Annotated in this window: 22 protein-coding genes and 1 riboswitch; of the genes, 9 read left to right on the plus strand and 13 right to left on the minus strand. The window is 44.2% G+C overall.

All coding sequences use genetic code 11. The annotated features are described in order from the left end of the window. Window positions 1–5: 5 nt before the first annotated feature. Both araD and T530_RS0112530 read left to right on the plus strand, forming a co-directional pair. On the plus strand, window positions 6–731 hold the full coding sequence (araD, locus tag T530_RS0112525) for an L-ribulose-5-phosphate 4-epimerase AraD (protein WP_027729307.1): 726 nt from the start codon (window positions 6–8) through the stop codon (window positions 729–731). A gap of 216 nt (window positions 732–947) precedes the next feature. Continuing rightward, on the plus strand, window positions 948–1,937 hold the full coding sequence (locus T530_RS0112530; RefSeq protein ID WP_027729308.1) for an aldo/keto reductase: 990 nt from the start codon (window positions 948–950) through the stop codon (window positions 1,935–1,937). Window positions 1,938–2,100: 163 nt separating this feature from the next. On the opposite strand, the gene T530_RS0112535 is transcribed toward T530_RS0112530, so the two are convergent. Both T530_RS0112535 and T530_RS0112540 read right to left on the minus strand, forming a co-directional pair. Continuing rightward, window positions 2,101–2,961: a DUF5718 family protein gene (locus tag T530_RS0112535; RefSeq protein WP_027729309.1), complete on the minus strand. Its 861-nt coding sequence runs from the start codon at window positions 2,959–2,961 to the stop codon at window positions 2,101–2,103. After that, window positions 2,961–3,338 carry a hypothetical protein gene (locus T530_RS0112540; protein WP_038074723.1) on the minus strand — a complete coding sequence of 126 codons (378 nt, stop codon included), beginning with the start codon at window positions 3,336–3,338 and terminating at the stop codon, window positions 2,961–2,963. Before T530_RS0112540 ends, T530_RS0112535 begins: the two co-directional genes overlap by 1 nt. Window positions 3,339–3,467: 129 nt before the next feature. Then, window positions 3,468–3,575, plus strand: a riboswitch (TPP riboswitch). A gap of 50 nt (window positions 3,576–3,625) precedes the next feature. Here T530_RS0112540 and T530_RS0112545 point away from each other — a divergent pair. Genes T530_RS0112545 through T530_RS0112560 form a run of 4 tightly spaced genes read left to right on the plus strand, consistent with a single transcriptional unit; the run spans window position 3,626 to window position 6,445 of the window. Further along, window positions 3,626–3,925: a thiamine-binding protein gene (locus T530_RS0112545; RefSeq protein WP_027729311.1), complete on the plus strand. Its 300-nt coding sequence runs from the start codon at window positions 3,626–3,628 to the stop codon at window positions 3,923–3,925. Next, window positions 3,915–4,661: an ABC transporter permease gene (locus tag T530_RS0112550; protein WP_027729312.1), complete on the plus strand. Its 747-nt coding sequence runs from the start codon at window positions 3,915–3,917 to the stop codon at window positions 4,659–4,661. Before T530_RS0112545 ends, T530_RS0112550 begins: the two co-directional genes overlap by 11 nt. After that, entirely contained in the window at window positions 4,648–5,631 is a 984-nt protein-coding gene (locus T530_RS0112555) for an ABC transporter substrate-binding protein (RefSeq protein WP_027729313.1), read from the plus strand. The genes T530_RS0112550 and T530_RS0112555 overlap by 14 nt, the downstream gene beginning before the upstream one ends. A 58-nt stretch (window positions 5,632–5,689) precedes the next feature. After that, complete coding sequence (locus T530_RS0112560) at window positions 5,690–6,445, plus strand: ABC transporter ATP-binding protein (RefSeq protein ID WP_027729314.1); 756 nt, start codon at window positions 5,690–5,692, stop codon at window positions 6,443–6,445. 13 nt (window positions 6,446–6,458) lie between these two features. Here the strand turns inward: T530_RS0112560 and T530_RS0112565 are convergent, their stop codons facing one another. The 5 genes from T530_RS0112565 to fabF form a co-directional block, all read right to left on the minus strand. Beyond that, the gene (locus T530_RS0112565) at window positions 6,459–7,853 is read right to left on the minus strand and encodes a dihydroorotase (RefSeq protein WP_027729315.1); all 1,395 of its coding nucleotides are present in this window, start codon (window positions 7,851–7,853) and stop codon (window positions 6,459–6,461) included. A gap of 206 nt (window positions 7,854–8,059) precedes the next feature. Continuing rightward, a complete protein-coding gene (locus tag T530_RS0112570) occupies window positions 8,060–8,491 on the minus strand; it encodes an aspartate carbamoyltransferase regulatory subunit (RefSeq protein ID WP_027729316.1) in 432 nt (143 codons plus the stop codon). Window positions 8,492–8,510: 19 nt separating this feature from the next. Next, the gene (gene pyrB / locus T530_RS0112575) at window positions 8,511–9,434 is read right to left on the minus strand and encodes an aspartate carbamoyltransferase (RefSeq protein WP_027729317.1); all 924 of its coding nucleotides are present in this window, start codon (window positions 9,432–9,434) and stop codon (window positions 8,511–8,513) included. A 258-nt stretch (window positions 9,435–9,692) separates the two neighbouring features. Further along, window positions 9,693–10,949, minus strand: coding sequence for an enoyl-ACP reductase FabV (gene fabV, locus T530_RS0112580; RefSeq protein WP_027729318.1), 1,257 nt, complete (start codon window positions 10,947–10,949; stop codon window positions 9,693–9,695). 188 nt (window positions 10,950–11,137) lie between these two features. Next, the gene (gene fabF, locus T530_RS0112585; RefSeq protein WP_027729319.1) at window positions 11,138–12,394 is read right to left on the minus strand and encodes a beta-ketoacyl-ACP synthase II; all 1,257 of its coding nucleotides are present in this window, start codon (window positions 12,392–12,394) and stop codon (window positions 11,138–11,140) included. A gap of 154 nt (window positions 12,395–12,548) precedes the next feature. Between fabF and T530_RS0112590 the strand changes: the two genes are divergently transcribed. Together T530_RS0112590 and T530_RS0112595 are read left to right on the plus strand one after the other, a co-directional pair. Then, window positions 12,549–13,130: an O-methyltransferase gene (locus T530_RS0112590; RefSeq protein ID WP_027729320.1), complete on the plus strand. Its 582-nt coding sequence runs from the start codon at window positions 12,549–12,551 to the stop codon at window positions 13,128–13,130. Window positions 13,131–13,174: 44 nt separating this feature from the next. After that, window positions 13,175–13,855: a lysoplasmalogenase family protein gene (locus T530_RS0112595; protein WP_027729321.1), complete on the plus strand. Its 681-nt coding sequence runs from the start codon at window positions 13,175–13,177 to the stop codon at window positions 13,853–13,855. Window positions 13,856–14,002: 147 nt separating this feature from the next. Here the strand turns inward: T530_RS0112595 and T530_RS14405 are convergent, their stop codons facing one another. Then, window positions 14,003–14,935, minus strand: coding sequence for an RluA family pseudouridine synthase (locus T530_RS14405; protein WP_081773745.1), 933 nt, complete (start codon window positions 14,933–14,935; stop codon window positions 14,003–14,005). Window positions 14,936–14,939: 4 nt separating this feature from the next. Continuing rightward, complete coding sequence (locus T530_RS0112605; protein ID WP_027729322.1) at window positions 14,940–16,397, minus strand: PLP-dependent aminotransferase family protein; 1,458 nt, start codon at window positions 16,395–16,397, stop codon at window positions 14,940–14,942. 109 nt (window positions 16,398–16,506) lie between these two features. Between T530_RS0112605 and T530_RS0112610 the strand changes: the two genes are divergently transcribed. Further along, on the plus strand, window positions 16,507–17,652 hold the full coding sequence (locus tag T530_RS0112610) for a PucR family transcriptional regulator (RefSeq protein ID WP_038074726.1): 1,146 nt from the start codon (window positions 16,507–16,509) through the stop codon (window positions 17,650–17,652). A 94-nt stretch (window positions 17,653–17,746) separates the two neighbouring features. On the opposite strand, the gene T530_RS0112615 is transcribed toward T530_RS0112610, so the two are convergent. The 4 genes from T530_RS0112615 to T530_RS0112630 all read right to left on the minus strand — a co-directional run bounded on the left by T530_RS0112615 (window position 17,747) and on the right by T530_RS0112630 (window position 23,106). Continuing rightward, window positions 17,747–18,976 carry a Zn-dependent hydrolase gene (locus T530_RS0112615; RefSeq protein WP_027729324.1) on the minus strand — a complete coding sequence of 410 codons (1,230 nt, stop codon included), beginning with the start codon at window positions 18,974–18,976 and terminating at the stop codon, window positions 17,747–17,749. Between the two features lie 14 nt (window positions 18,977–18,990). Further along, on the minus strand, window positions 18,991–20,541 hold the full coding sequence (gene preA, locus T530_RS14410) for an NAD-dependent dihydropyrimidine dehydrogenase subunit PreA (protein WP_051537988.1): 1,551 nt from the start codon (window positions 20,539–20,541) through the stop codon (window positions 18,991–18,993). 35 nt (window positions 20,542–20,576) lie between these two features. Then, window positions 20,577–21,947 carry a dihydropyrimidinase gene (gene hydA, locus T530_RS0112625; RefSeq protein ID WP_027729325.1) on the minus strand — a complete coding sequence of 457 codons (1,371 nt, stop codon included), beginning with the start codon at window positions 21,945–21,947 and terminating at the stop codon, window positions 20,577–20,579. Between the two features lie 70 nt (window positions 21,948–22,017). Next, a complete protein-coding gene (locus T530_RS0112630) occupies window positions 22,018–23,106 on the minus strand; it encodes an ABC transporter substrate-binding protein (RefSeq protein WP_197018285.1) in 1,089 nt (362 codons plus the stop codon). Window positions 23,107–23,114 lie beyond the last annotated feature (8 nt).

A 23,114-nucleotide genomic window follows, 5' to 3' on the forward strand; every position in this document is an offset into this window, starting at 1 on the left:
TTTCTATGGCAAGCGAATATCAGGAATTAAAAGAATTAGCCTACGAAGGCAACATGCAGATTCCAGCCCAGCATCTGGCAATTTTTACATGGGGAAACGTTTCTGCAATCGACTGGGCAAAAGGCGTTTTTGCAATCAAACCGTCCGGAGTTCCATACCCGGAACTTACACCGGATTCAATGGTTGTACTTGATTTGAAGGGCAACCGTGTAGAAGGAATGCTCAACCCTTCCAGCGATACAAACACTCACCTCGTTCTCTACAACGAGTTTGCAATGAAGGACGGTGCAAAAATCGGCGGAATCATTCATACCCATTCCACCTATGCAACTTCATGGGCACAGGCTTTGCGCGAGGTTCCTCTTTTCGGAACTACTCACGCAGACCATATTCAGAAGGCAATTCCTTGCACACCGTATCTTTCAAAAGAGATGGTAGAAAACAACTATGAAACTGAAACAGGAAATTTGATTGTTAAATACTTCCACGAGAACAAAATCAATCCTGCAGAAGTAAACATGGTACTTGTTGGCGGTCACGGACCTTTTGCCTGGGGAGAAACTCCTGCAAAGGCTGTTTACAACGCCGCAGTTATGGAAGAAGTAAGCAAGATGGCCCTGCAGACCCTTATGATTAATCCGGATGCAAATCCTCTTCCAGACTACATCATCAACAAGCATTATATGCGAAAGCACGGCCCTAACGCTTACTACGGACAGGGCAACAAATAAAATTAATTACAATCAGGCGGTTATCTTTCCGCCTTGTAATATCCTCCAAGATTTTTACTCCGCCTTCACTTAACACAGCATGCAACCAGAAGGCGGAGTTTTTTATTTATAACTGCGCGTTTTTTACAGAATTAAAGATTACGTGCTAAAATAGTTGGCAGAGAGTAACTAGCCCCGCGGGCGCTAACAGACCCGCATACACAGGAGTATCAAACTATGTACAAAGCAGACGATAATCGTTATGGGACAATGCAGTATAACCGCTGCGGAAAGAGCGGGCTTTTGCTGCCGGCTGTATCCCTTGGATTCTGGCACAATTTTGGAAGTAAAGACGTTTACGACAATATGAAGGCTATGTGCTTTACAGCTTTTGATAACGGTATCACTCATTTTGACCTTGCAAACAACTACGGCCCTGAAGCTGGTAGTGCAGAAGAAAATGCAGGAAAAATCATCAATCAGGAAATGAAGGCTTACCGCGACCAGCTGATAATTTCTACAAAGGCCGGTTACTACATGTGGGAAGGTCCTTACGGTGAATGGGGCTCACGCAAATATCTGATTTCAAGCCTGAATCAGAGTCTTAAGCGCATGAACCTCGACTATGTTGATATTTTCTATCACCACCGTCCTGACGACAACACACCGATTGAAGAAACTATCTGCGCCCTGGACCAGATTGTAAGAAGCGGAAAAGCCCTTTACGTGGGACTTTCAAACTACAGCACAGAGCAGCTGAAAAAAGCCCTTCCTCTTTTACGCGAGCTTCACACTCCATTTATAATCAACCAGAACAAGTATTCAATTTTTGAACGCACTATCGAAGATAACGGCTTTAAGGATTACTGTGCAGAGCAGGGCTATGGAATTATTGCTTTCTCTCCACTGGCCCAGGGACTTCTGACAGACAAATATCTGAACGGAATCCCGGAAGACAGCCGCGTTAAACGTGACGGCCGCTTCCTTCACGAAGCTGATGTTGCGGCGCGACTTCCGCAGATTAAAGCCCTGAACGAAATCGCTGCTGCCCGCGGCCAGAGCCTTGCCCAGATGGCACTCAGCTGGGTTCTCCGCGACGGCAAGGTAACCAGCGTTCTGATTGGAGCTTCCCGCCCTGAACAGATTCTGGACAACATTAAGATTGTAGGAAAAACTGCATTCTCTGCGGAAGAACTGGCACAAATTGAGAAGATTTGTGGAAGATAGATTTTGAATTGTAAGGTAAAATGCGGAGCGTGGGTTCGTGATTTGCGTAGCTTTTTTCGCGATACGGACCGCACAACGCGGAAGGGTGCCTACAGAGCAAGCGCAGCTTGCGGCGAGCGAAAAGCTGCGGAGCAAATTACGGTTCCACGCAGGAGCATTTTTCTTACACTTCAACAGTTTGCACTAACGCGCTGATGTCTTCTGCTTTCAAATTATTTTCTTTTACACGCTGGGCAATTTCTTCCCCACTGTACTTATCTTCCGGATAGAGCACCACCACTGCCTTATCACCATTCTGCAAGAAATTATGCTCGCCGTAATCAGTGTAGCGGGTAGCGCCAATCGAAACTAAAATGCGCTCAGGGAAGCCGCATTTTGTAAGGTAAGCATTTACGTTTTCTGCCGGGCCTTCATCCTTCTGCTGATTCAAGCGGTCAATTATCCATGCGGTCAGTTTATTGTAGATGTAGCTGTAATCGCGGACTGCGCTGTCCTCACCATATGCAAAGGCCTGACCCTCGCGCACAAGAAAGCTTGCAATGCGGTAGCGGTTCAAAATGCCCGCAGCATCAAAACGGTCAACTTCAATTGTGTGGGAAGAAAATCCCTTAGACGCCCTGCCCCAGTTCTTTTTCAAGCTGATTTTTTTAGCGCCTTCTTTTCTTATTGAACAGTCGTTTGAAGCGCCAAAGGCCACAGGTGTCAATCCGACAACGCGTCCGGCCTTCCATTTTACATCACAGATAAGGGCACATTCAGGCTCAATCTGAAGCTTCTCTTCGCCGGCCGGGAAGATGATTTTCTCATCATCAAAAGGAAAATCGTGCAGAAACATTGGCACAGAAGCGTCATCAATTGCCATGCCGGGTGCAAGCGGAATATATGTAGGGAAGAGAGCCTTAGGCGCATTTACCTCGGCAGTTTTTACGTTTTCAAAATCTTTTGCTTCACCAGCCTGCTCAAGATGCCCCGTAAAATTGCCGGCAACACCGAAAGTTGGAATATTATGCAAATCGTAAGTCATTAGTCATCGTCTCCAAGCCAGGTTTTAAGAAGGTTTGCAACTGCATCAGGATTCTGCTTCATCATGCCAAGAACTTCCTGCTGCTTCTGCTGGTAAAAGTCCGGTTTAGGAGGAGGAAGAATTCCCTTGTAAGAACCGTAGTCCATAACTTCCTGCAAGACCTGAACTTCTCGCAGTGATTCAAAACGGCTCTTAGGATTATATTTTCCAAGCTTTTTAAATGCCTTGTTTATTGCTTTTTTTTCGCGGTCAGAAAGACCGATGCGTTCCAGTAAATCATCGCTGATTGCCATTCCAAGCTCGCCCAAAAGGATTGCAGTTTTTTCTGCCCCTGTCAGTTTAATATCCGGTTCTGCTGTTGCAATAAAGTTTTCCACTTTTTCCTCCCAGAACTTTATTTTACGATAAAAGCGCAAGTTTATAAAGTAGCAGAGCCCCCGCTTACCCGCGCCCCCCCCTATTGCGTCCCGCCTACCATTTCGCTAATATCATAAGCGTTAGTGCCAAAACACAACATTCGGGAGCTGGACGAGATCCGGCTGAGAGGGAACTTCCTGGTTCCGACCGTACCTGATCCGGATAATGCCGGCGTAGGAAAGCAGATTCACTTCTTTTTTTACCCCACCGCTCAGGAAAATAATCTATATTTTTGGAGTTTTCATTTATGGAAGCAAGTGTTGCTATTCAGGTTCTGCCAAAAGCAGAAAATGATGAAGAACTGTGCCGCATTGTAGACGAAGTTATTGCCTACATCAAAAGTACAGGGTTGAACTATTTTGTTGGGCCATGCGAAACAAGCATAGAAGGCGATTACGACAAGCTTATGGAAGTTGTAAAAAACTGCCAGCTGATTGCAATTAAGGCAGGAGCGCCGGAAGTAAGCGCCTATGTAAAAATCTCTTACCGACCAAAAGGCGAAGTTCTTACTATCGAAAAGAAAACAAAAAAATACCATGAAGCTTAAAGAAAGAGCCGCCCCCTTCGCGCTGATAGCATTAATACTTTTACTCTGGCAGATTTTGAGTCTTTCGGGTTTTATCCCGGCCTTCATGCTGCCTTCTCCCGTAAAAGTTGGCCGTGCCTTCTGCAGCGATTTTCTGCTTCTCATGTATCACCTCAAAATAACACTTGCAGAAGCAGCGTGCGGCATTTTTTTCAGCGTGGCCATTTCCTTATTCTTTGCTGTCTTTATGGACAGATTCAGCTTCGTTCACCGCGCTGTTTATCCGCTTCTTGTAATCAGCCAGACAATTCCGACAATTGCGCTGGCTCCGCTTTTAATTTTGTGGTTCGGCTACGGAATGCAGTCAAAAATTATTCTGATAGTAATTTCCTGCTTTTTCCCGCTGACAATCAGCCTGCTTACGGGTTTTGCCTCAGTCGATAAAGATGCAATCAACCTGCTTCGCAGCCTGGGCGCCACAAAAGCACAAATCATGCGCCACGCAAAAATACCTTCAAGCCTGCCCTACTTTTTTTCCGGTCTGAGGATTTCTGCTTCCTATTCGATTATCGGAGCGGTAATTTCAGAATGGCTTGGCGGCACACGGGGACTTGGCGTTTACATGACCCGGGTAAAAAAATCTTACGCCTATGACAAGCTTTTTGCGGTTATCTTTTTGATTTCTGCCCTCAGCCTTGTCCTGATAAAAATACTTTCTATTGTTGAAAAAAGGATGATTAAAAATGAAAAGAAATAAAATGATGATGACAGCACTTTCAGTGCTGGGTGCTGCAATCTTCTGGCTTAGCGGCTGCTCTAACACAAATACAAGAAAAATTACCTTCGCGCTGGACTGGACGCCAAACACCAATCACACAGGCCTCTACGTAGCCCGAGACAAGGGCTTTTTTGCAGAAGAAGGCCTTGAGGTAGAAATCGTTCAGCCTTCTGAAGACGGCGCCGAAGTTATGGTTGCAACAGGCCGCGCTCAGTTCGGAGTTGGTTTTCAGGATTCAATTGCGCCGGCCCTCTGTCAGGAAGAAGAAATTCCGGTAATTGCCGTTGCTGCCCTTTTACAGCACAACACCTCGGGCCTTATCTCCCTTAAAAAAGCAGGAATTGACCGTCCGGCTGCACTTGAAGGCAAAAAATACGCCACCTGGGAATCTCCTGTAGAACTTTCAACTGTTCAGCGGGTTATGGAAAACGACGGCGGAGACTTCTCCAAACTCCAGCTTATTCCTTCAACCGTTTACGATGTAGTTACCGCCCTCAACACAGAAATTGACTGCGTATGGATTTATTATGCCTGGGACGGAGTAAAGCTGGAACTCGACGGCTATGAAACAAACTACATTGATTTTGGAAAAATCGATCCTGTTTTTGATTACTACACACCAATCTTTATTTCGGGAACAGAGTTCTTGAAAAAAGAGCCTGCAACTGCCCGCCGCTTCCTTAAGGCACTTCGCAGAGGTTACGAGTATGCCATTGCCCACCCGGAAGAAGCCGCAGAAATCCTTTGCAAGGCAGCTCCTGAACTTGACCGCGACCTTGTATTTGCAAGCCAGAAATGGATCAATGATTACTACAAATCTGATGCAAAAAAATGGGGCTATATTGAACCTGAACGCTGGAACCGCTTTTTCCGCTGGCTGAACGACACAGGCCTTATGCCTGGAACTCTGCCTGAAAATAAAGGTTTCACAAATGAATATCTAAATTAAGAAAAAACAGCTTCCGGTCGACTCCCTAGCGCTGTTTTTTCAAATTGGAGTTACCAAATTGCAAACTCTTTCAGTTCAAGGCATTTATAAATCTTTCTCTAACCGGCAGGTGCTTAAAGACGTAAGTTTTTCCCTTAAAAAAGGCGAGTTCGTCAGCATTGTGGGAAAAAGCGGCAGCGGTAAATCTACGCTTTTTAATATAATTGCAGGCCTTGAAGCTCCTGACCAGGGACATGTAAGCCTGAAGGGAATAAAAATCACTCAGAAGGTCGGAAAAGTTAGCTACATGCTTCAAAAAGACCTTCTCTTTCCCTACTACACAGTTTTGGATAACGTAAGCCTGCCTTTAGTTATCAGCGGTGAGAAAAAAGAAACAGCACGGGAAAAAGCTTCATCCTTTTTTAAGGAATTCGACCTTGAGGGAACCCAAGCTCTCTACCCTGCCCAGCTTTCCGGCGGAATGAAGCAGAGGGCTGCCCTGCTCAGAACCTTTCTTTCTTCAAAAGAAGTGATGCTGCTGGACGAGCCTTTTTCTGCCCTGGATATGATTACAAAAAATCAGATGCATCAGTGGTATTTAGAAACAATGGAAAAACATCATCTTTCTACTCTTTTGATTACCCACGATATTGAAGAGGCAATCCTGCTTTCTGACCGTATCCTGATTTTGGAAAATGCCGCAGAGTCAGAAAAGACTAATCTTATAAAGGAAGTAAAAGTAATTCAGCCCCGCCCCCGCAGTCAGGAATTCATTTTTACAAAAGAATTTTCTGAACTTAAGCAGGTCTTGTGGCAGGCTGTTTTAGGCAATTAGCCTGAAAAGATTTTTAGATATTACAGCGTTTACCGGCAAGGAATAGCCCTTCTACCTTGCCAATTAATTCTTCACCTTCAAATGGACTTGCCTTTCCCTTGCTCTTAAAATTAGCAGCGCGAACCTTCCATCTTTTTTCAGGATCCAGAAGAGCAAAATCAGCATCATATCCTGGTTCAAGAAGACCTTTTTTGAGTTTAAGTATTCTTGCAGGGTTAGCGCTCATAAGCTGGGAAAGTTTCTGAGGTGTAAATCCGTATTCCTTTACAAGCACAGTGTTACATACGGCAAAGGCAGTTTCTGCTCCGGTAAATCCTGGTGAACCTGCAGCCTTATCATCAGCTGTATGAGGAGCGTGGTCTGTAGAAATTACGTCGGCAGTTCCGTCCCGCAGGGCTTCAATAAGGGCAAGGCGGTCTTCTTCATGGCGGAGAGGAGGATTTACAAGGGCACGAATCATAGGCTCTGTATCACCAGTAAGAGCCAGATGATGAGGTGTAACTTCGCAGGTTACCTTAACCTTTTCCTTTTTTGCAGCACGAACAATTTCAATAGAATTTTTTGTACTGCAGTGGGCAATGTGAACATGACAGCCCGCTCCCTTTGCCAGCAGAATATTGCGGTAAGTTGCAGAATCTTCTGCAATGGCAAGAAGGCTGTTGGCAGATGTAAGATTTGAATCAATTTCTGTAAATGTTTCAGGAGATATTTCTTTTTCGCTTTCTACAAAGTGCCCCCAGGCAGAAAGCCCGTACATCTTCATAATTTCAAGGGCAGCAGCACGGTAAGGTTTTGCCTTCAATGCAAGCTCAGGATCTTCGCTGTGGCAGCTTACAATAGCCCCCTTTTCTGCGGCAACCTTCATTGCATCAAGCATTACGGAAGCAGAAAGTACATCGTGACCGTCTTCTGTAATTACAGGAATGGTTCTGCAGTCAATTTCCTTTAAGTGTGATACGTCTTTTCCTTCAAAGTTCTTCGTAAGGCTTACAGTCTGATATACTTTTGTAAGACCAATCTGCTCAGCTTCTTTTTCAATCTGAAGGGCTAAGTCTGCGCTTGAAACCACAGGATTGGTATTTGGCATGGCAACGATTGTGCCGAAGCCGCCGGCAGCAGTTGCGTGGAGTCCGGAATTTAAATCTTCTTTCTGAGTCTGTCCCGGATAGCGCAGATGAACGTGCATATCAATAAATGCAGGAGTGATTACGAGACCTTTTGCGTCAAACAGTTCTACAGGGTCAGCGGAATCTGAAAAGATGCCGTCGGCAAGCTTAACGGCGCTTGCTTCGGTGCAGAAATCGCTTTTGCAAACAGAAAGGATTTTACCGTTGGAAATAAGAAGGGCACCGTAGGCGTCGGTATTTTCGTCCACTAAGCGTGCGTTGTAGATTACTAAGTTTGACATAAAGTTTCTTTCTCCTAAAGTGAAAGAAAAAGCTCCCGGTCGTGTAACGTGGTGCAAAACCGCGCAATAATGCGCTACACGCTGATTGTTGCAAAGAAACTATCGAATTGACCGCTTACGCGGTCACAACAATCAGAGTGTTTTTGCCCCACATTCCACTCCCTCCGCTTTATCCTTCCAATGTTACAAAACATTTTTATCTCTACTTATTTCTCGCCAGCTACATAAAGCGTATCGCAGTATTCGCACTTGTATACGCCCTTTTCACGGTCAGTCAGAATTAAAGTTGGTTTTACGTAATGCTCGGTCTGGGTAATACAGCGAGGGTTTCGGCAGTTGAATACACCCTGAACACGTCCAGGAAGTTCCATATTGATTTTGCGGACGATTTTTTCGTCTTCGATTACGTTTACGCAGATATGAGGATCAATAAAACCAAGAACCGAATAATCAATGTTGATGATGTTATCAATTTTAATGATGTCTTTTTTGCCTGATTTTTCTGAAGGCACGTTCTGAATAAGGCATGATGTAAAAGGCGCCTTGTCCAGACCCAGCCACTGGTAAATCTGCCAGCCGGCACCCGCACGAATATGATCAATTACAAGACCGTGTTTAATTGTATTTACATTTAACATTTTTTTCCTCCCCTATGCCTTAAAGCGTACCAGTCAATTTTGCAATAAGTGCCATTCGCGCATACATTCCGTATTTAACCTGCTTAAAGTAAGCGGCGCGAGGATCATTATCAACTTCCGGTGTAATTTCGTTTACGCGTGGAAGAGGATGAAGGATAATCATATTTTTGCGGGCAAGCTTCATGCGCTCTGTGTCCAGAATGTAGCTGTCCTTAAGGCGGATGTAATCCTGTTCGTTGAAGAAGCGCTCCTTCTGAACGCGGGTCATGTAAAGAATATCAAGCTGATCCATAACAGCATCAAGGCTTTCTACAATTTCGTATTTTACGCCTGCAGGTTCAAGAATGTTTTTAATCAGATAGTCAGGAACTGTAAGCTCCTTAGGACTGATGAAGATAAACTTGTTACCTTTATAATGACGCATTGCCTCTGCAAGGGAGTGAACTGTACGACCAAACTTGAGGTCGCCGCAGAAGCCGATTGTATGATTTTCAAGGCCGCCGGTAAGCTGACGGATTGTTACCAGGTCGGTAAGTGTCTGGGTAGGATGATAGTGGCCTCCGTCACCTGCATTGATGATTGGGACAGGGGAATACTTGCTTGCAAGCAGGGCCGCACCTTCTTTTGGAGAACGCATTGCAATTACGTCTACATAAGAAGAAACTACGCGGATTGTGTCAGCAAGAGTTTCGCCCTTTACCGAAGAAGTGTTGTCGGCATCGGAAAATCCCTCTACCGAACCGCCCAGTCGCAGCATAGCCGCCTCAAAGGAAAGCCTGGTTCTAGTGCTAGGCTCAAAAAAAAGTGTCGCAAGAATTTTCCCGCGACACACATCTTGAAATGATTTAGGGTCAACAATAATCTGTTCTGCTAAAGAACAAATTTCATCGATTTCTGATACAGTTAAATCATCAGGCTGGATTAAATGACGACCAGTTAGCATGGTTACACTCCGTAAGAATTTTTATCATTATAATAATTTTAGGAAAATGTAACAACAAGAAACAGGAACAGTTTTCAAATAAAAAAAAAGAAAATGCTCCCGCATGGAACCGTAATTTGCTCCGCTGCTTTGCACTCGCCGCAAGCTACGCTTGCTCTGTAGGCAAATTTACGCGTTGTATATCCCGCATCGTGCAAAAACCTGCGCAAATCACGAACCCATGCTACGCATTTTCTTTCTTACATATTGTCAGTTTTCTTAGTCAATTACATCCATTCTTGCTACATCTGCCGTATAGTCTACACCGGCTACGTCAAAGCCGTTTGTGGCGTAGAAGTCGTGTTTGTAGCCGTCAAGGTCACAGATTTCGGCAATGTTGTCGTTGTTTACCTTTGCCATCAGCTTATCAACCTCGGCCTGAACGTCAGGCTGCATTTCAAGGTCGTCAACGCGGATGCGGTTTTCTTCATCAACAGGAACTTTTCCTGCAGCGCTGTTTTCGCCGGTATAAAGGCGTTCAGCAAAAAGACGCTCCATCTGTTCAATACAGCCTTCGTGAGTTCCCTTAGCTTTCATAACCTTAAAGAGGATTGAAAGGTAGAGGGAAATAATAGGGATAACGGCAGAAGAACGTGTTACAAGTCCCTTGTTTACAGAAACGTAAGCGGCACCGCCAAGTTCCTTGCTCAATTTTTCGTTCAAAGTGTGAGCAGTAGCTTCAAGGTGCTTTTTAGCCTGACCGATTGTACCGTCGCGGTAGATTGCGTGGCTCAATTCAGGTCCGATATAAGAGTAAGCAACAGTGCGGCAGCCATCAGCCAAAACGCCTGCAGCGGCAAGCTGGTCAATCCAAAGCTGCCAGTCTTCACCACCCATTACCTTTACAGTGTTGGCGATTTCTTCTTCGTTAGCAGGTTCAGCAGCAGATTCCTTCAAAGTGTTTGTAAGAATGTCGATTCCGTTTCCTGCGTATGTTTTTCCAATTGGTTTGATAACTGATTTATAAAGAATGTGAGCACCAGTTTCGCTGTTTGGATCAATTTTATCAGGGTCAGAGCGAACAGGAGAAGCAAGAGAATAAACTACAAGGTCAAATTTCTTTCCTGCTTTTTTTGCTTCTTCAATAATCATTTTGCGAGTTTCGTGACTGAAAGCATCTGCAGAGAAAGTTTCTGTAAACAAACCTTCTTTCTTTGCTGCGCGGTCAAATGCCAGGTTGTTGTACCAGCCAGGAGTTCCGCCCTTAGTTTCTGTTCCGGCTTTTTCAAAAGAAACACCGATTGTGTCAGCGCCATATTCGAATGCTGCAGAAATGCGGCTGGCAAGTCCATAACCTGTAGAACAGCCCAAAACAAGAACAAATTTAGGACCATTTCCGCCCTCTTTCAAAGACTTTGTTCCGCGTTTTGCTTTCTGAGCCTTTACAAACTCAATCTGATTTTCAACTTCCTTTGCACATCCAATCGGGTGAGCGTTAAGACACATGTTCGAACGAACCATCGGTTTAATTACCATCTTTATCTCCTATATCAGTAAAATATTCTTTCCATAGATTCCAGGTTTTAGGTGTCAGGTTCCAGGTTCTAGGAAGGTGGGGGAAGTCTCCCCCTCGCTTCAACCGCCTTCGGCGTTTTTCGCTACCCCCTCTGCGGGCTCAAACGCCGCCCGCAACACCTGCTTACCTAGCACCTATAACCTAACACCTAGCACCTCTTAAAAATTACACATCCGTTATGACCGCCAAAACCTAATGAACAGCTGGCCGCAGCCTTTACTTCGCACTTTACGCCGCTTTTTGGAGTGTAGTCCAGGTCACAGCCGTGTTCCAGATCAGGGTTATCAAGATTTGCAGTAGGAGGAATAAAGTTTTCTTCCATAGCCTTAATACACATGATTGCTTCTATTGCACCAGCGCCACCAACCATGTGACCGGTTTCACTCTTTGTAGAACTGATATGCAGTTTTTTTGCATAATCACCGAAAACAGTCTTTACCATGGCAGTTTCTGCAGTATCGTTTGCGGCAGTAGAAGTTCCGTGAGCGTTGTAATACTGAACTTCTTCAGGTTTCATACCCGCATCTTCAAAGGCAAGCTTCATTGCCCTGACACCGCCTGCCCCATCAGGACAAGGCGCTGTAATATGATATGCGTCGCTTGAACAGCCGTAGCCTGCAAGTTCTGCAAGGATTTTTGCACCGCGGGCTTTTGCGTGCTCATACTCTTCAAGAACAAGAACAGCCGAACCTTCAGCCATAACAAAGCCGCTTCTGTCTTTATCAAAAGGACGGCTGGCAGCCTTTGGATTATCATTGAATTTTGTAGTCAAAGCAGAAAGAGCCTGGTAGCAGCCGATATTAAAACCGGTTACATTGGCATCAACACCACCAGCAAAGCAGACATCAAGACGACCTGCACGAATCAAATCAAGACCAACGCCAAGAGCATCTGTTCCGGAAGCACAGGCAGTAGAAACTGTGTAAGAAGGACCGTGAATCTGAAAGTGCATTGCAACCTGAGCGGCAGCCTCATTATTCAAAACAAGAGGAGCTGTAAGCGGCGGGATACGTGTTACACCGGCAGCGGGGTCATAATATTTTTTGTAGGCATTTTCCAAATCATCAGAAAGACCGATTCCAACACCAGTTACAATTCCAGCCTTTACGCCTTCAAGAGTCTGGGCATTAAAGCCAGCCTGATTGCCGGCTTCGATACTTGCTCCCAGAAGGAACTTAGAAAAACGTGACATTTTTCTTGCAAGCTTTTTGTCTACGCCATAATTTTCAAGAGAAAAATCTTTTACTTCGCCAGCAATCTGAACAAGATGATTAGAAGCATCAAAAAGAGTGATTTTATCAATTCCGCTTTCGCCGTTTTTTACTTTATTCCAGGTATCAGTAACGTTGTTTCCACAAGAAGAAACACATCCAATGCCAGTTACCACAACTCGAGTCCGAGCCATCATTCACCTCTATAAAAAAAGATAAAATATTTTATCACACTAGAATGATTTTTGAAATTAGTAAAATGATAATCATTTCGACAAAAAGTGTCAACTTTGTCATGTTAAAATGATGATAATAGAATAACCTTCATAAACACGTTAAAATACCCTCATGCAGCAAATCAATGAAATCAAAGACTTTGCAGACATGCACTCCGTTCCAATCATGAAGGACGAAGGAATCAGCTTTATCTGCGACTATATAAAAGAACATAATGTAAAACGTGTGCTGGAAATTGGCACGGCAATCGGTTTTTCTTCCATTAATTTTGCCCGAGCCGGAGAAGAAGTTTTTGTTTCTACTATTGAAATGGATTTGGAACGCTATCAGGCAGCGGTAAAAAATATTGCTGATAACGGACTTTCTGACCGCATCAACTGTTACCTTGGTGATGCCGGAACCTGGACACCCCCGCAGGGCGAAGTATACGACCTGATTTTCATTGACGGCCCTAAAGCCCAGTACATTAATCACTTTGAGAGATTTAAAGACTCCCTGGCACCGGACGGAGTTATCATCACAGATAACCTTTCCTTTCACGGCATGGTAGAAGATTTGAGCCTGACACATAACTACAGCACAATCAAAATGATGAGGAAAATCCGAAAGTTTATAAAATTCCTGCGGGAAAACAAAGAATTTTCTACCACTTTTTACGATTTAGGTGATAGAATTTCAGTATCTAAAAGATAGAACACCGCCAGGTCTGACCGGCGGGTTTAGACAGGAGGTACATTTTGAATATTCTAATTTGCATTGGTGCTGTAATTTCTTTTATTGCTTTCCGCGTATTTTATTTTCTGGGGCTCCCGCTTCCCGAAGTAATTGCAAAGGGCATTACAAGCGAGTTTTTTGTATTTTACGCCTTCTACTGCTTTTTTAACAACCAGAATAAAAGCATTGCCTTCACCCGCTACGGAATCAAAATGCTCTGCGGACTTTCCCTTGCCGTAGTTGCAGACATTGCAATCAACCTTCACATCCCTGCAGGAATTTCAATTTTCCTTGTAGTACAGCTTTTCTATATCATTGCATTCCAGGAATTCAAGCCATTTTCTTTTAAGAATTTTGCCCTGACTGTCGTAATGTCAATTGTATTTCTTGCGGGAGACCAGCTTTCACCTTTCTTCAACCTGAAAACCCTCTTCCTGCCGATTGCAATTTACACCTTCTTCCTTGCAGGTGCTGCCATTAAATCTCTTGATGCAATTCTTTTGCCAAATAAACGCGCCCGCATTGTTCCTGCAGCCTGTCTTATCTTCCTTGCTTCTGATTTTGTGCTTCAGTTTACCCTGGGAGACATCTGCGACCTGCCATTTGCTGCTGATCAGGTTGTGAATAACCTCTGCCATGTGCTTTATTATGCAGCCCAGTTTATGCTCGCTTACAGTTTAAGTGAAGATTTTATTGAAGAATAAAAAAATGCTTCCGCATGGAACCGTAATTTGCTCCGCCAGCTTTTCGCTCGCCGCAAGCTTCGCTTGCTCTGTAGGCTTTCTTCCGCGTTGTGTGCCCCGCATCGCGAAAAAAGCTTCGCAAATCACGAACCCCAGCTACGCATTTTTTTACTTTCCAAGTTTCAGTGCATCCGTGTGTAGTTTCCCCTTCCCGGCTTTCAGTCCATCTGCGTTCATCTGTGTCCCATCTGTGGCTAAAAATCTTTCCCACTCTTCCGGTTCTGCCACCTCAAATTTCAGATGCTCGTGCGTAAATGGATGATCGAATTCCAGCGTGCGGGCATGAAGGGCCAGCCGTCCGAATGGGTTCGTCTTTGCCCTGTAATTTTCATCTCCGGCAAGGGGATAGCCTTTACTTGCAAGATGAGCTCGTATCTGATTTTTGCGGCCTGTATCAAGGCTCAGTTCAAAAAGAGTATGAGTTTTTCCTCTTAAAATTACCTTATAGTGAGTGCGGGCAGTAATCGTTTTAAACTCTGCCTTTCCGCCACGTACAGTTAGATTTCTTTCATAAATCGACTGCTGGTCCCGGCTCTTGTTGTAGTGATTTTTTACCGCCTGCTTTGTCAGTTTTGAAAAACTCGGCTTGTCTCCCGGTTTTGGGACAAAGCCCACGTTATATGCATTATAGGCAAGCTCGTCATCAATAAGTCCGCTGTCCGGCAAAGGCTTTGGCGCGTTTCTTCCTGTCGGATTTTCTGCAACTGCCCGGTAAAGACGCTCTGTTACCATCTTATGCCAGCTGTCCATGATTTTTTTCTGCGCCGCCTCAGAAAGGGCAAACATCATTACGCCCGAAGTGTCGCGGTCAAGGCGGTGAACTGTAAAGGGTCTGTGATTTTTTGCCCAGGTCCCCTTCTTTCTCATAATCTGTTCAAGAACTGCAAGAGCCGTTTTTGCCTTGCTTCCCGGATATGGAACTGAAAGCATTCCGCTGGGTTTAAAAATTACCGCAATCCATTCATCTTCGTATAAAACTTCTATTCTTTCGTGCCCAAAGTCTGCCTTGTGGGCCTTTTTATATTCCGTACTGGCTTTCATGGCTTTATTGTAACGCTTTTTCCATGCGCTGAACAATCGCCGGGATTTTTTCTTTTTCCAGGGCAGAATAATTGATTACAAAGGTCTGGGAAGTGGAAGTACCTTCTTCCATCGCCGCTGCCCCCTCCCCGGCATCTTCGTAATAAAACTCCCTCAAAAGCGGCAGATTCAGTCCTTCTTTTGCAAAGGCAGCCTTCAAATCCCGGTCGCCAGCCCCGTCCCAACTCTTAAAGCTCAGCAGAAAGTGCAGTCCCGCTTCCTCTTCTGCAATCTCAATCAAATCCTTAAAGGCAGAATGAGAAAGAGCGTAAATAAAAGTGTTACGCAGATTGCGGTAATAGTTTTTCATTCTGATAAGGTGGTTGGCGTAAAAGCCGTCATTGATAAAATCTGCAAGGGTGTACTGCTCAAAGGCAGAAACCGGACAGGAATAAAAGCCCAGCTTTTTCTGAAAATCAGACGCAATGCCGGCAGGAAGAACCATATAGCTTATTCGGAAGGAAGGCGAAATCGTTTTGGAAAAGGTATTAACGTAAATAACCTTACCGCTGCTGTCTCCGCTAAAAAGTGTCGGAAGAGGCTTCCCGTTAAAACGGAACTCGCTGTCGTAATCATCTTCTATTATAAAGCGGTCGGGAGCCTCAGACGCCCACTGTAAAAGTTCAAGGCGGCGGCGGATTGGCATTACTCGGCCGGTCGGAAAGTGATGGGCCGGAGAAAGATGGATTATGTCGATTTGCTTTTGATTTAAAAGCGAAGTATCAAGCCCCTGAGAGTCGATGAGAACCGGTTTTACATCTGCCCCGTTGAGCTGAAAAACCGAGGCAACCTTGTGGTAACCGGGATTTTCCACACCGTAGATTTTATTCCGCCCGAAAAACTGAACCAGCATTGAATAAAGGGATTCTGTTCCCGCACCAATTACAATCTGCTCGGGCTGGATGCTCATATTTCTAAAGCCGCTTAAGTGACGGGCAATGGCGGCCCGAAGTTCGTAAACGCCGTTAACATCCTGGCGCTGCAAAAGCTTTTCATCACCGCTTTTGAGAACCCGCCTCATAACGTGGGCCCACTGGGAAAAGGGGAAGCGCTCCAGGTTTGGTGTGTTAGAGCGGAAGTCGAAGAAGAATTTTTTGCCGGCGCGGGCGGGCGGCGTCGCAAGCTTTATGCCGGCATTTGAGGGCGCGGTGGCGACGTAATCCCCCGGCGCACCGTCAGGTGCGATTTCAGTTACGAAAAATCCTTTTTTTTCAATCGAATATATATAGCCCTCGTCGATAAGCTGCTCGTAGGCATTCTGAACGGTAATGACGCTGACGCCAAGATGAGAGGCAAGAGCGCGTTTTGAGGGAAGCTTTTCATCGGCTTTAAGAAGGCCGGCAGAAATCTGACTGCGGATAGAAGAGGAAAGAAAATCACAGAGGCCGGCATCGCCGCGTTTGGAAAAATCAATGGTAATCACAATCTGATATTATCATTAAGATGAAAAAAATTTAATAATAAGCTAAAATCGTGGGCAGGAAAAAATCATGGCGCTCAGTGCTCAATACATTTACAATTATACGGTCAATATGTTCAGGCTTAAGCTCATAGCTGGAAAAGAAGGGCTTAATAAATATGTAAGCTGGATGTGCTACACAGAAGACCCTGACACCATTGAATTTATCAGGGGAAGCGAACTTGCAATTACAACGGGACTGAACGTTTTCCGCCACTCTCAGAATACAGATGACAAATCTAATGAATACATAACGGAATTTCTTTACAGAACGATTTCAGAACTTTCAAGCCGCAATGCTTCAGGCCTGATTGTAAACGTCGGAAAGTATATAGAAACAATTCCGGCTGCTATTATCGCCCTCTGCGACAGGCTGCAGTTTCCACTTTTTACAATGCCCTGGGAAATCCACACAATTGATTTGATGCAGGAAGTCTGTAATAAAATCGTAAACGATAATCAAAAGCATAAGACTCTTGAGCAGAGTTTTTACGATGCCATCTTCCGTCCCAAAAGCTTTGACGCAAGCTGCCTTGAGAATACTCCTTTTGCAAATACTCAGGTCTTTTCTATTATATTAATGGATATTCCTGATAATCTTTTTGAAAATGATTCTGACCAGATTGAACATTACATTGATTTTTCCTTCAATACAAAAATCGGTCTGAGTCCTATTGATTTCTGCTGGTTTATTTATAACGGGAAAGCAGTTTATATCCTTCATTGTGACGGCAGGGAAACAGCCTCCCTTATGCTTAGGGTTTCTAAAAAAGACAAATATTTTTCTAATTCCCGGATTGCAGTTTCTGCCGTATGCAGCTCTTACAAGGGGCTTGGGGCTGAATTCGAGCATGCGGATTTTGCCCTTAATTTCTTCAATAAAACAAAGGGAATCTGCGACTATAATTCTCTTGGCGTTTATAAGATTTTTGCAGAAGTAAAAGACAAGGCAATCCTGCAGAATTTTTACAATGAAGTTTTAGGAAAGCTTGATTCGCTTGGAAAAGCAAAACGGGATGATTATCTGGAAACTTTGAAGCTTTACGCTGATTTTGGCGGAAGGATTCAGAAAACTGCAGAAGAAAATGCGGCCCACCGCAATACAATTAATTACCGCATTCACAGGATATCTGAAATTCTGGGGCTCGATTTACAGGATTCCGAGAACATGTATCAGATTCAGACGGCGCTTCATATAAAAAATCTGCTTTCTGAATAAAAAAGGCAGCAGACTTCTGAACGCTTACTAAAACAGAAATCTGCCGCCCAAAAAACTGAGTGTAGGAGGTACTAATTTCCCGCTCAGTTTTTTTTTACTTTTTATCAATTTCAAGAATTGTATTCAAAAGCACATTTGCTCCCTTCCAGCAGTTTTCTACCGGAGTATACTCAAGTTCACAATGAGAGTGTCCGCCTTCGCTAGGAACAAAAATCATTGTTGTTGGAACGATGTCGCAAAGATACTGAGCATCGTGTCCTGGTCCTGAATACATTCTGAGAGAAGAATAGCCAAGTTCCTTTGCAGACTTTTCAACATCATCAATAAACTCAGGATAATACTGAACTGTCTTACGGCTCCATGCTTCTTCATAAGTCATTGTACAGCGGGCCCATTCTTTCGGCATTTTCTTGATGATATCAAGACACTGTTCAATAACTTTTGGATCCTGATGGCGGGCATCAAGAGTGAACTTGATTTCATCAGGAATGATTGTATGAATGTTAGGATGACAGCTGATTTTTCCTGTTGTATAAACAAGTTTTTTATCAAGCTTGTCAAACTCTGTATGAAGATACATAAGAGCCTGAGCTGCGGCATACAAGGCATCCTTTCTGTATGGCATAGGGAAAGTTCCGGCATGGTCAGCCTGTCCGCGGAAGGTGAACTCGTAGTTAATCATTCCGCAAACTCCTTCAACTACACCAATATCATATTTACCGTCTTCAAGAACCGGTCCCTGTTCAATATGAAGTTCAATAAGGCCTGTTGTTTTTTTAGGGTCTATTCGGTTTGCTTCGCTTCCTTCAAAGCCAGACTCTTTAAGTGCCTGGCCGAATGTGTAGCCCGGAATATCCTTTGCTTCAGAAGCAAGCATAGCAGCCTTGTCAAACTTTCCTGTTACTACGCCGGAACACATCATGGCAGGTTCAAAGCGGGCTCCTTCTTCGTTTGTCCATACAACAAGCTGAATCGGATGTTTATGAGGAATCTTCTGAGTAACGATTGTTTCAATTGCTTCCATTGCAGTCATTACACCAAGAATTCCGTCATAGTTACCGCCCTGGCGGACAGAGTCACAGTGGCTTCCGCTCATAATTACGCCGGCATTTGGGTCAGTTCCCGGCAGAGTGCAGTAAATGTCACCCATATCATCAGTCTTAAAATCAAGTCCCAGTTTTGTCATGCGGGCTTTAATTTCGTTACGGGCCTGAATTGCTTCCGGCGAAAGTGAAAAACGTGTAATTCCGCCGTGTCCGGTATCACCGAACTTTGAAAAAGTCTTGATTTTGTCTTCCATTCTTTTAATATCGCATGTGTACATATTTTCCCCCTTATTTATCTATTAATACTATCTTTATTATTTGAAACTGAAGTTCTGACACCCGGCACAATTGCTTTTGCAGGGCAGACCAGAAGACAGAGCTGACAACCGACGCAGTTTTTATTCAGAACAGGCTTACCGTTCTTTCCTAAATCAAGCGCCTGATGTCCGCCGTCATAGCATGAAGTTATGCACCTTCCGCAGCCGACGCATTTTTCGCGAAGAAACTTAGGAAACTGCTTTGTACGTCTGTCCAGAAAATCTGTAGAGACAATCTTTGGCAGAGCCTGCCCTACAATCTGCTGAACCGAATTATAGCCGTACTTAGCAAGATAGCGCTTCATGCCGTCTATCATGTCGTGAATGATTCCATAGCCGTACTGCATTACGGATGTTGTAACCTGAATTGTTCCACAGCCTAAAGTCATAAACTCGGCCGCATCACGCCAGGTCTCAATTCCGCCCATTCCGCTGATTGGAACCGCCATTGTTTCTATGCACTTTTTCATATCATTAATGAACCTGAGCGCAATAGGCTTTACAGCCTTTCCAGAATATCCCCCGACACTGGTGTAGTTTCCAACCTGAGGCTGAGACACAAAAGTATCAAGGTCTACGTTGACAATTGACTTGATTGTGTTGATTGCCGCAAGTCCGTCTGCACCGGCATTTACTGCCGCAATTGCAGGAATTTCCATATTGCCGACATTTGGCGTCATCTTGGCAAGTACAGGCAGTGTTGAACCTCTTTTTACAGCCTTTACATAGGCAGAAACAAGTTCCGGATTCTGTCCTACATCACTGCCAAGACCATGAGTAGCCATGTGAGGGCATGAAAAATTACATTCAATGATATCTGCTCCAGCCATCTGAACCTGACGGGCAAGGCTTTCCCATTCCCTTTCATTTCGTCCCATAATGCTTGCAATTATGACTTTTGTTGGATATTCACTTTTGAGACTTCTGATAAAACCAAGGTTTTCTTCAAGCGTATGGTCGCTTATCTGCTCAATGTTCTTAAATCCGACAAAACCGTCATCTTCCTTGCGGAGAGTTGCAAAGCGGGGCGAAACTTCTTCAGGAACAAAAGCACCGATTGTCTTAAAGGCAACTCCTGCCCAGCCTTCGTCAAAGGCTTTTGCAATCATTTCGTAATTGCTTGCTACGACTGACGAAGAAAGAAAGAATGGATTTTCACAACGTATGCCGCAGAAAAGGGTATCAAGATAAACTTCATCGTCAGGAAAGCTTACTACCCCATCTTTCAATTCCTCCGAATCTTCAGAAAGTGAAAGCAGGGCTGACACTGTCTTCTGTACTGGAACAGCATGTGTAATTTTTCCCTTTAAGCAGGCTTCTTCACATTCTTTTGCAGTACAGTCCAGACAGGATGTGTTTTTCTTTGCCTGAGAATAGGCACCGCAGGCATTTTCAAAACGAAGTGAATACAGGATTTTTGCTGCATCCACTCCTTTTTTACAGGCTGCAGTACAGTTTTTGCCGCTGCAAAGAAGGCATGATGAAGCTGATTCCTTTATAATCTGTGAAGCATATTGAAAATCCATACTGTCATTCTCCTATGTTGTAGTTTTTTTCCGCATTAGAATTTAACTGCTGCGCACTTTACGAATTTTCCTTCTCCAGGCTTTCCAACGTATTCTCCATTGTCATAAACAAGAGAACCGCGTACATAAGTCTGAACCGGATAACCGTGAACCTTTATTCCTTCCCAGATTGTGTGGTCGTAATCGGAATGCATGTTCTTTACGCTGATTGTAAAATCCTTTTTTGGATCATAAACAACGATGTCTGCGTCCTTTCCGATTGCAAGTGAACCTTTCTGTGTACATCCGAAAATCTTTGCAGGATTTTCGGCGCAAAGTTCAACCGCGCGTGAATAGGAAATCTTTCCCTCTGTGGCAGCGCCAAGCATATAAGGATAAAGGTTTTCTACTCCGGCACATCCGTTCGGAATCTTTGTAAAATCGTTTAAACCCCAGTCCTTTTCACTCTGCTGGAAAGGGCAGTGATCAGTTGCAACAGTATCGATTGCACCGTTTCTGATTGCCTGCCACAAAGCTTCGCGGCTTTCTTCGCCCTTCATTGGTGGCGAGCAGACAAAGTTACGTCCGTCAGGGCGCTTATAAACGTCGCAGGTAAACTCAAGATACTGAGGGCAGGTTTCTATAAAGATTTTTGCACCTTCCATTTTTGCCTTAACGGCAGCCTCAAGTCCTTCCTTATCTGACATGTGAACAATATAAAGCGGGGCATCAGCATTCTGAGCCCAGTGAACTGCGCGCTTGTCTGCTTCGGCAGCAACAAATTCAGGGCGGCTCATGTAGTGATACCAGGCATCCGTTTTTCCTTCTTTCAGATACTGGGCTACACGCAAATCAATCATGTCCGGGTTTTCTGCATGAAGATTGGTGATTGCCCCGACTTCCTTTGCCTTAAGAAGGATTTTTACAAAGGTTGCATCGTCAACCATCATTCCTTCTTTTTTATAGACAAAGAAGCACTTAAAGCTTGAAACACCATAATCAACAGCATCCTTAAACTCATCAAGAATTGCGCCGTCATTCAAATCGGTAATACAGCAGTGGAAGGCAAAATCACAGCAGGCTTCTTTTTCTGCAACCTTGCGCTTTGCATCTACAGTTTCTATGATGCCGTGCCCCTTACGCTGCATAGGATAATCAAAGACTGTTGTTACGCCACCGCAGGCAGCGGCTCTTGTTCCAGACTCATAACCGTCGGCAGAGACAGTTCCGCCAAAAGGCATTGCAAGATGGGTGTGAGCGTCAATTGCTCCTGGAAGAACAAGCTTTCCCGATACATCTACAACTTTTGCCTTATCATCTTTTAAGTCAGAAGCAATCGCAACTATTTTTCCGCCGGAAACGCCGATATCTGCCTTGAACATTTCCTTTGAAGTTACAATAGTTCCGTTTTTTATAATCAAATCCATAAAGCACTTCCCAATGGAGACCGTCAACCTCATTGCAGACGGTCTCCGGCTCCTTTTTTATTTTTTTTATTTAATCTTTATACTTGTAAACAAGTACCAGGCCTGATTTCTGATAAACCTGAGCAACTTCAAGCAAATCCATTCCGCCGGCATCTGCAACTGCAAGGTTTGTCAGCCAGGTTACACCAAAATCAACCTGACCTGTGTAAACAGCTGTTGTTTCTGCAATATCACCGCCGCCAGGAATGATAGTTACATCAAGACCAAGGTCCTTGTAGTAACCTTTATCAAGGGCAACGTAGTAACCCATAAACTGTGCCTGTGGAAGCCACTTAAGCTGAATTTTTACACTGCTCTTTTCAGGTTTTCCAAAATCACCTGCATTTGCTGCCTTAATAAAGCTGTCATCCATGATGTCTGCAAGAGTGAATGAAGCAAACTTTTCTGCGGCAGCTCCATCGCTAAGCTTTACATATTTTTTTGCTATATCCAGAGTCTGCTGCATTGCTTCCATATCAAAGGCACCGTAATCACTTACTTTTACACCCTTAGTATTTGTTTCGCAAAGCTTTTTAACTTCTTTTGCCATGTGAAGCTGGTGATCTGCCGAAACAGAAGAACCATACTTGTAGCAGATTTCTGCAGCTTCTTCAGGATTTGCGCAGGCAGCAGCCCATCCTTTCAAACTTGCAGCAAGGAAAGCCTTTACAGTATTTGGGTTTTCACTTGCAAATCTTTTTGTTGTAAAGATGTTGTCTTCCATCATTGCAACACCTTCGTCGTTCATATCGATTGTTCCGACTGAATCTCCGTATTTGTAACCGCCGTCATAGCTGTTCTGAACAAGTCCAAGTTCGTTATAGGTCATGGCAGAAGCAAGCGCGATTGTATTATCATCAAAACCATCCATATCAAATGCCTGACTCAGATAATTTGTAGGAAGATTATATTTTGCAAGCAGAGCGAGGATTTCATATTCATTTCCCAAGCCCCAGTTGCCCACTTTTCCTGCCTCAGCTGCCTCTTTAATAATAGTTGCTGAAGGAGTCCCCTTTTTCCATCCCACACTTTCGGCCGATTTTCCTTTACAACCGAATGCCACACATGAAAGCAGCGCTACTGCTCCTGTAAGGGTGATTTTTGTCAGATTCTTTTTCATTTCCATAC

The organism is Treponema sp. C6A8 (assembly GCF_000619925.1).
Lineage (GTDB): Bacteria > Spirochaetota > Spirochaetia > Treponematales > Treponemataceae > Treponema_D.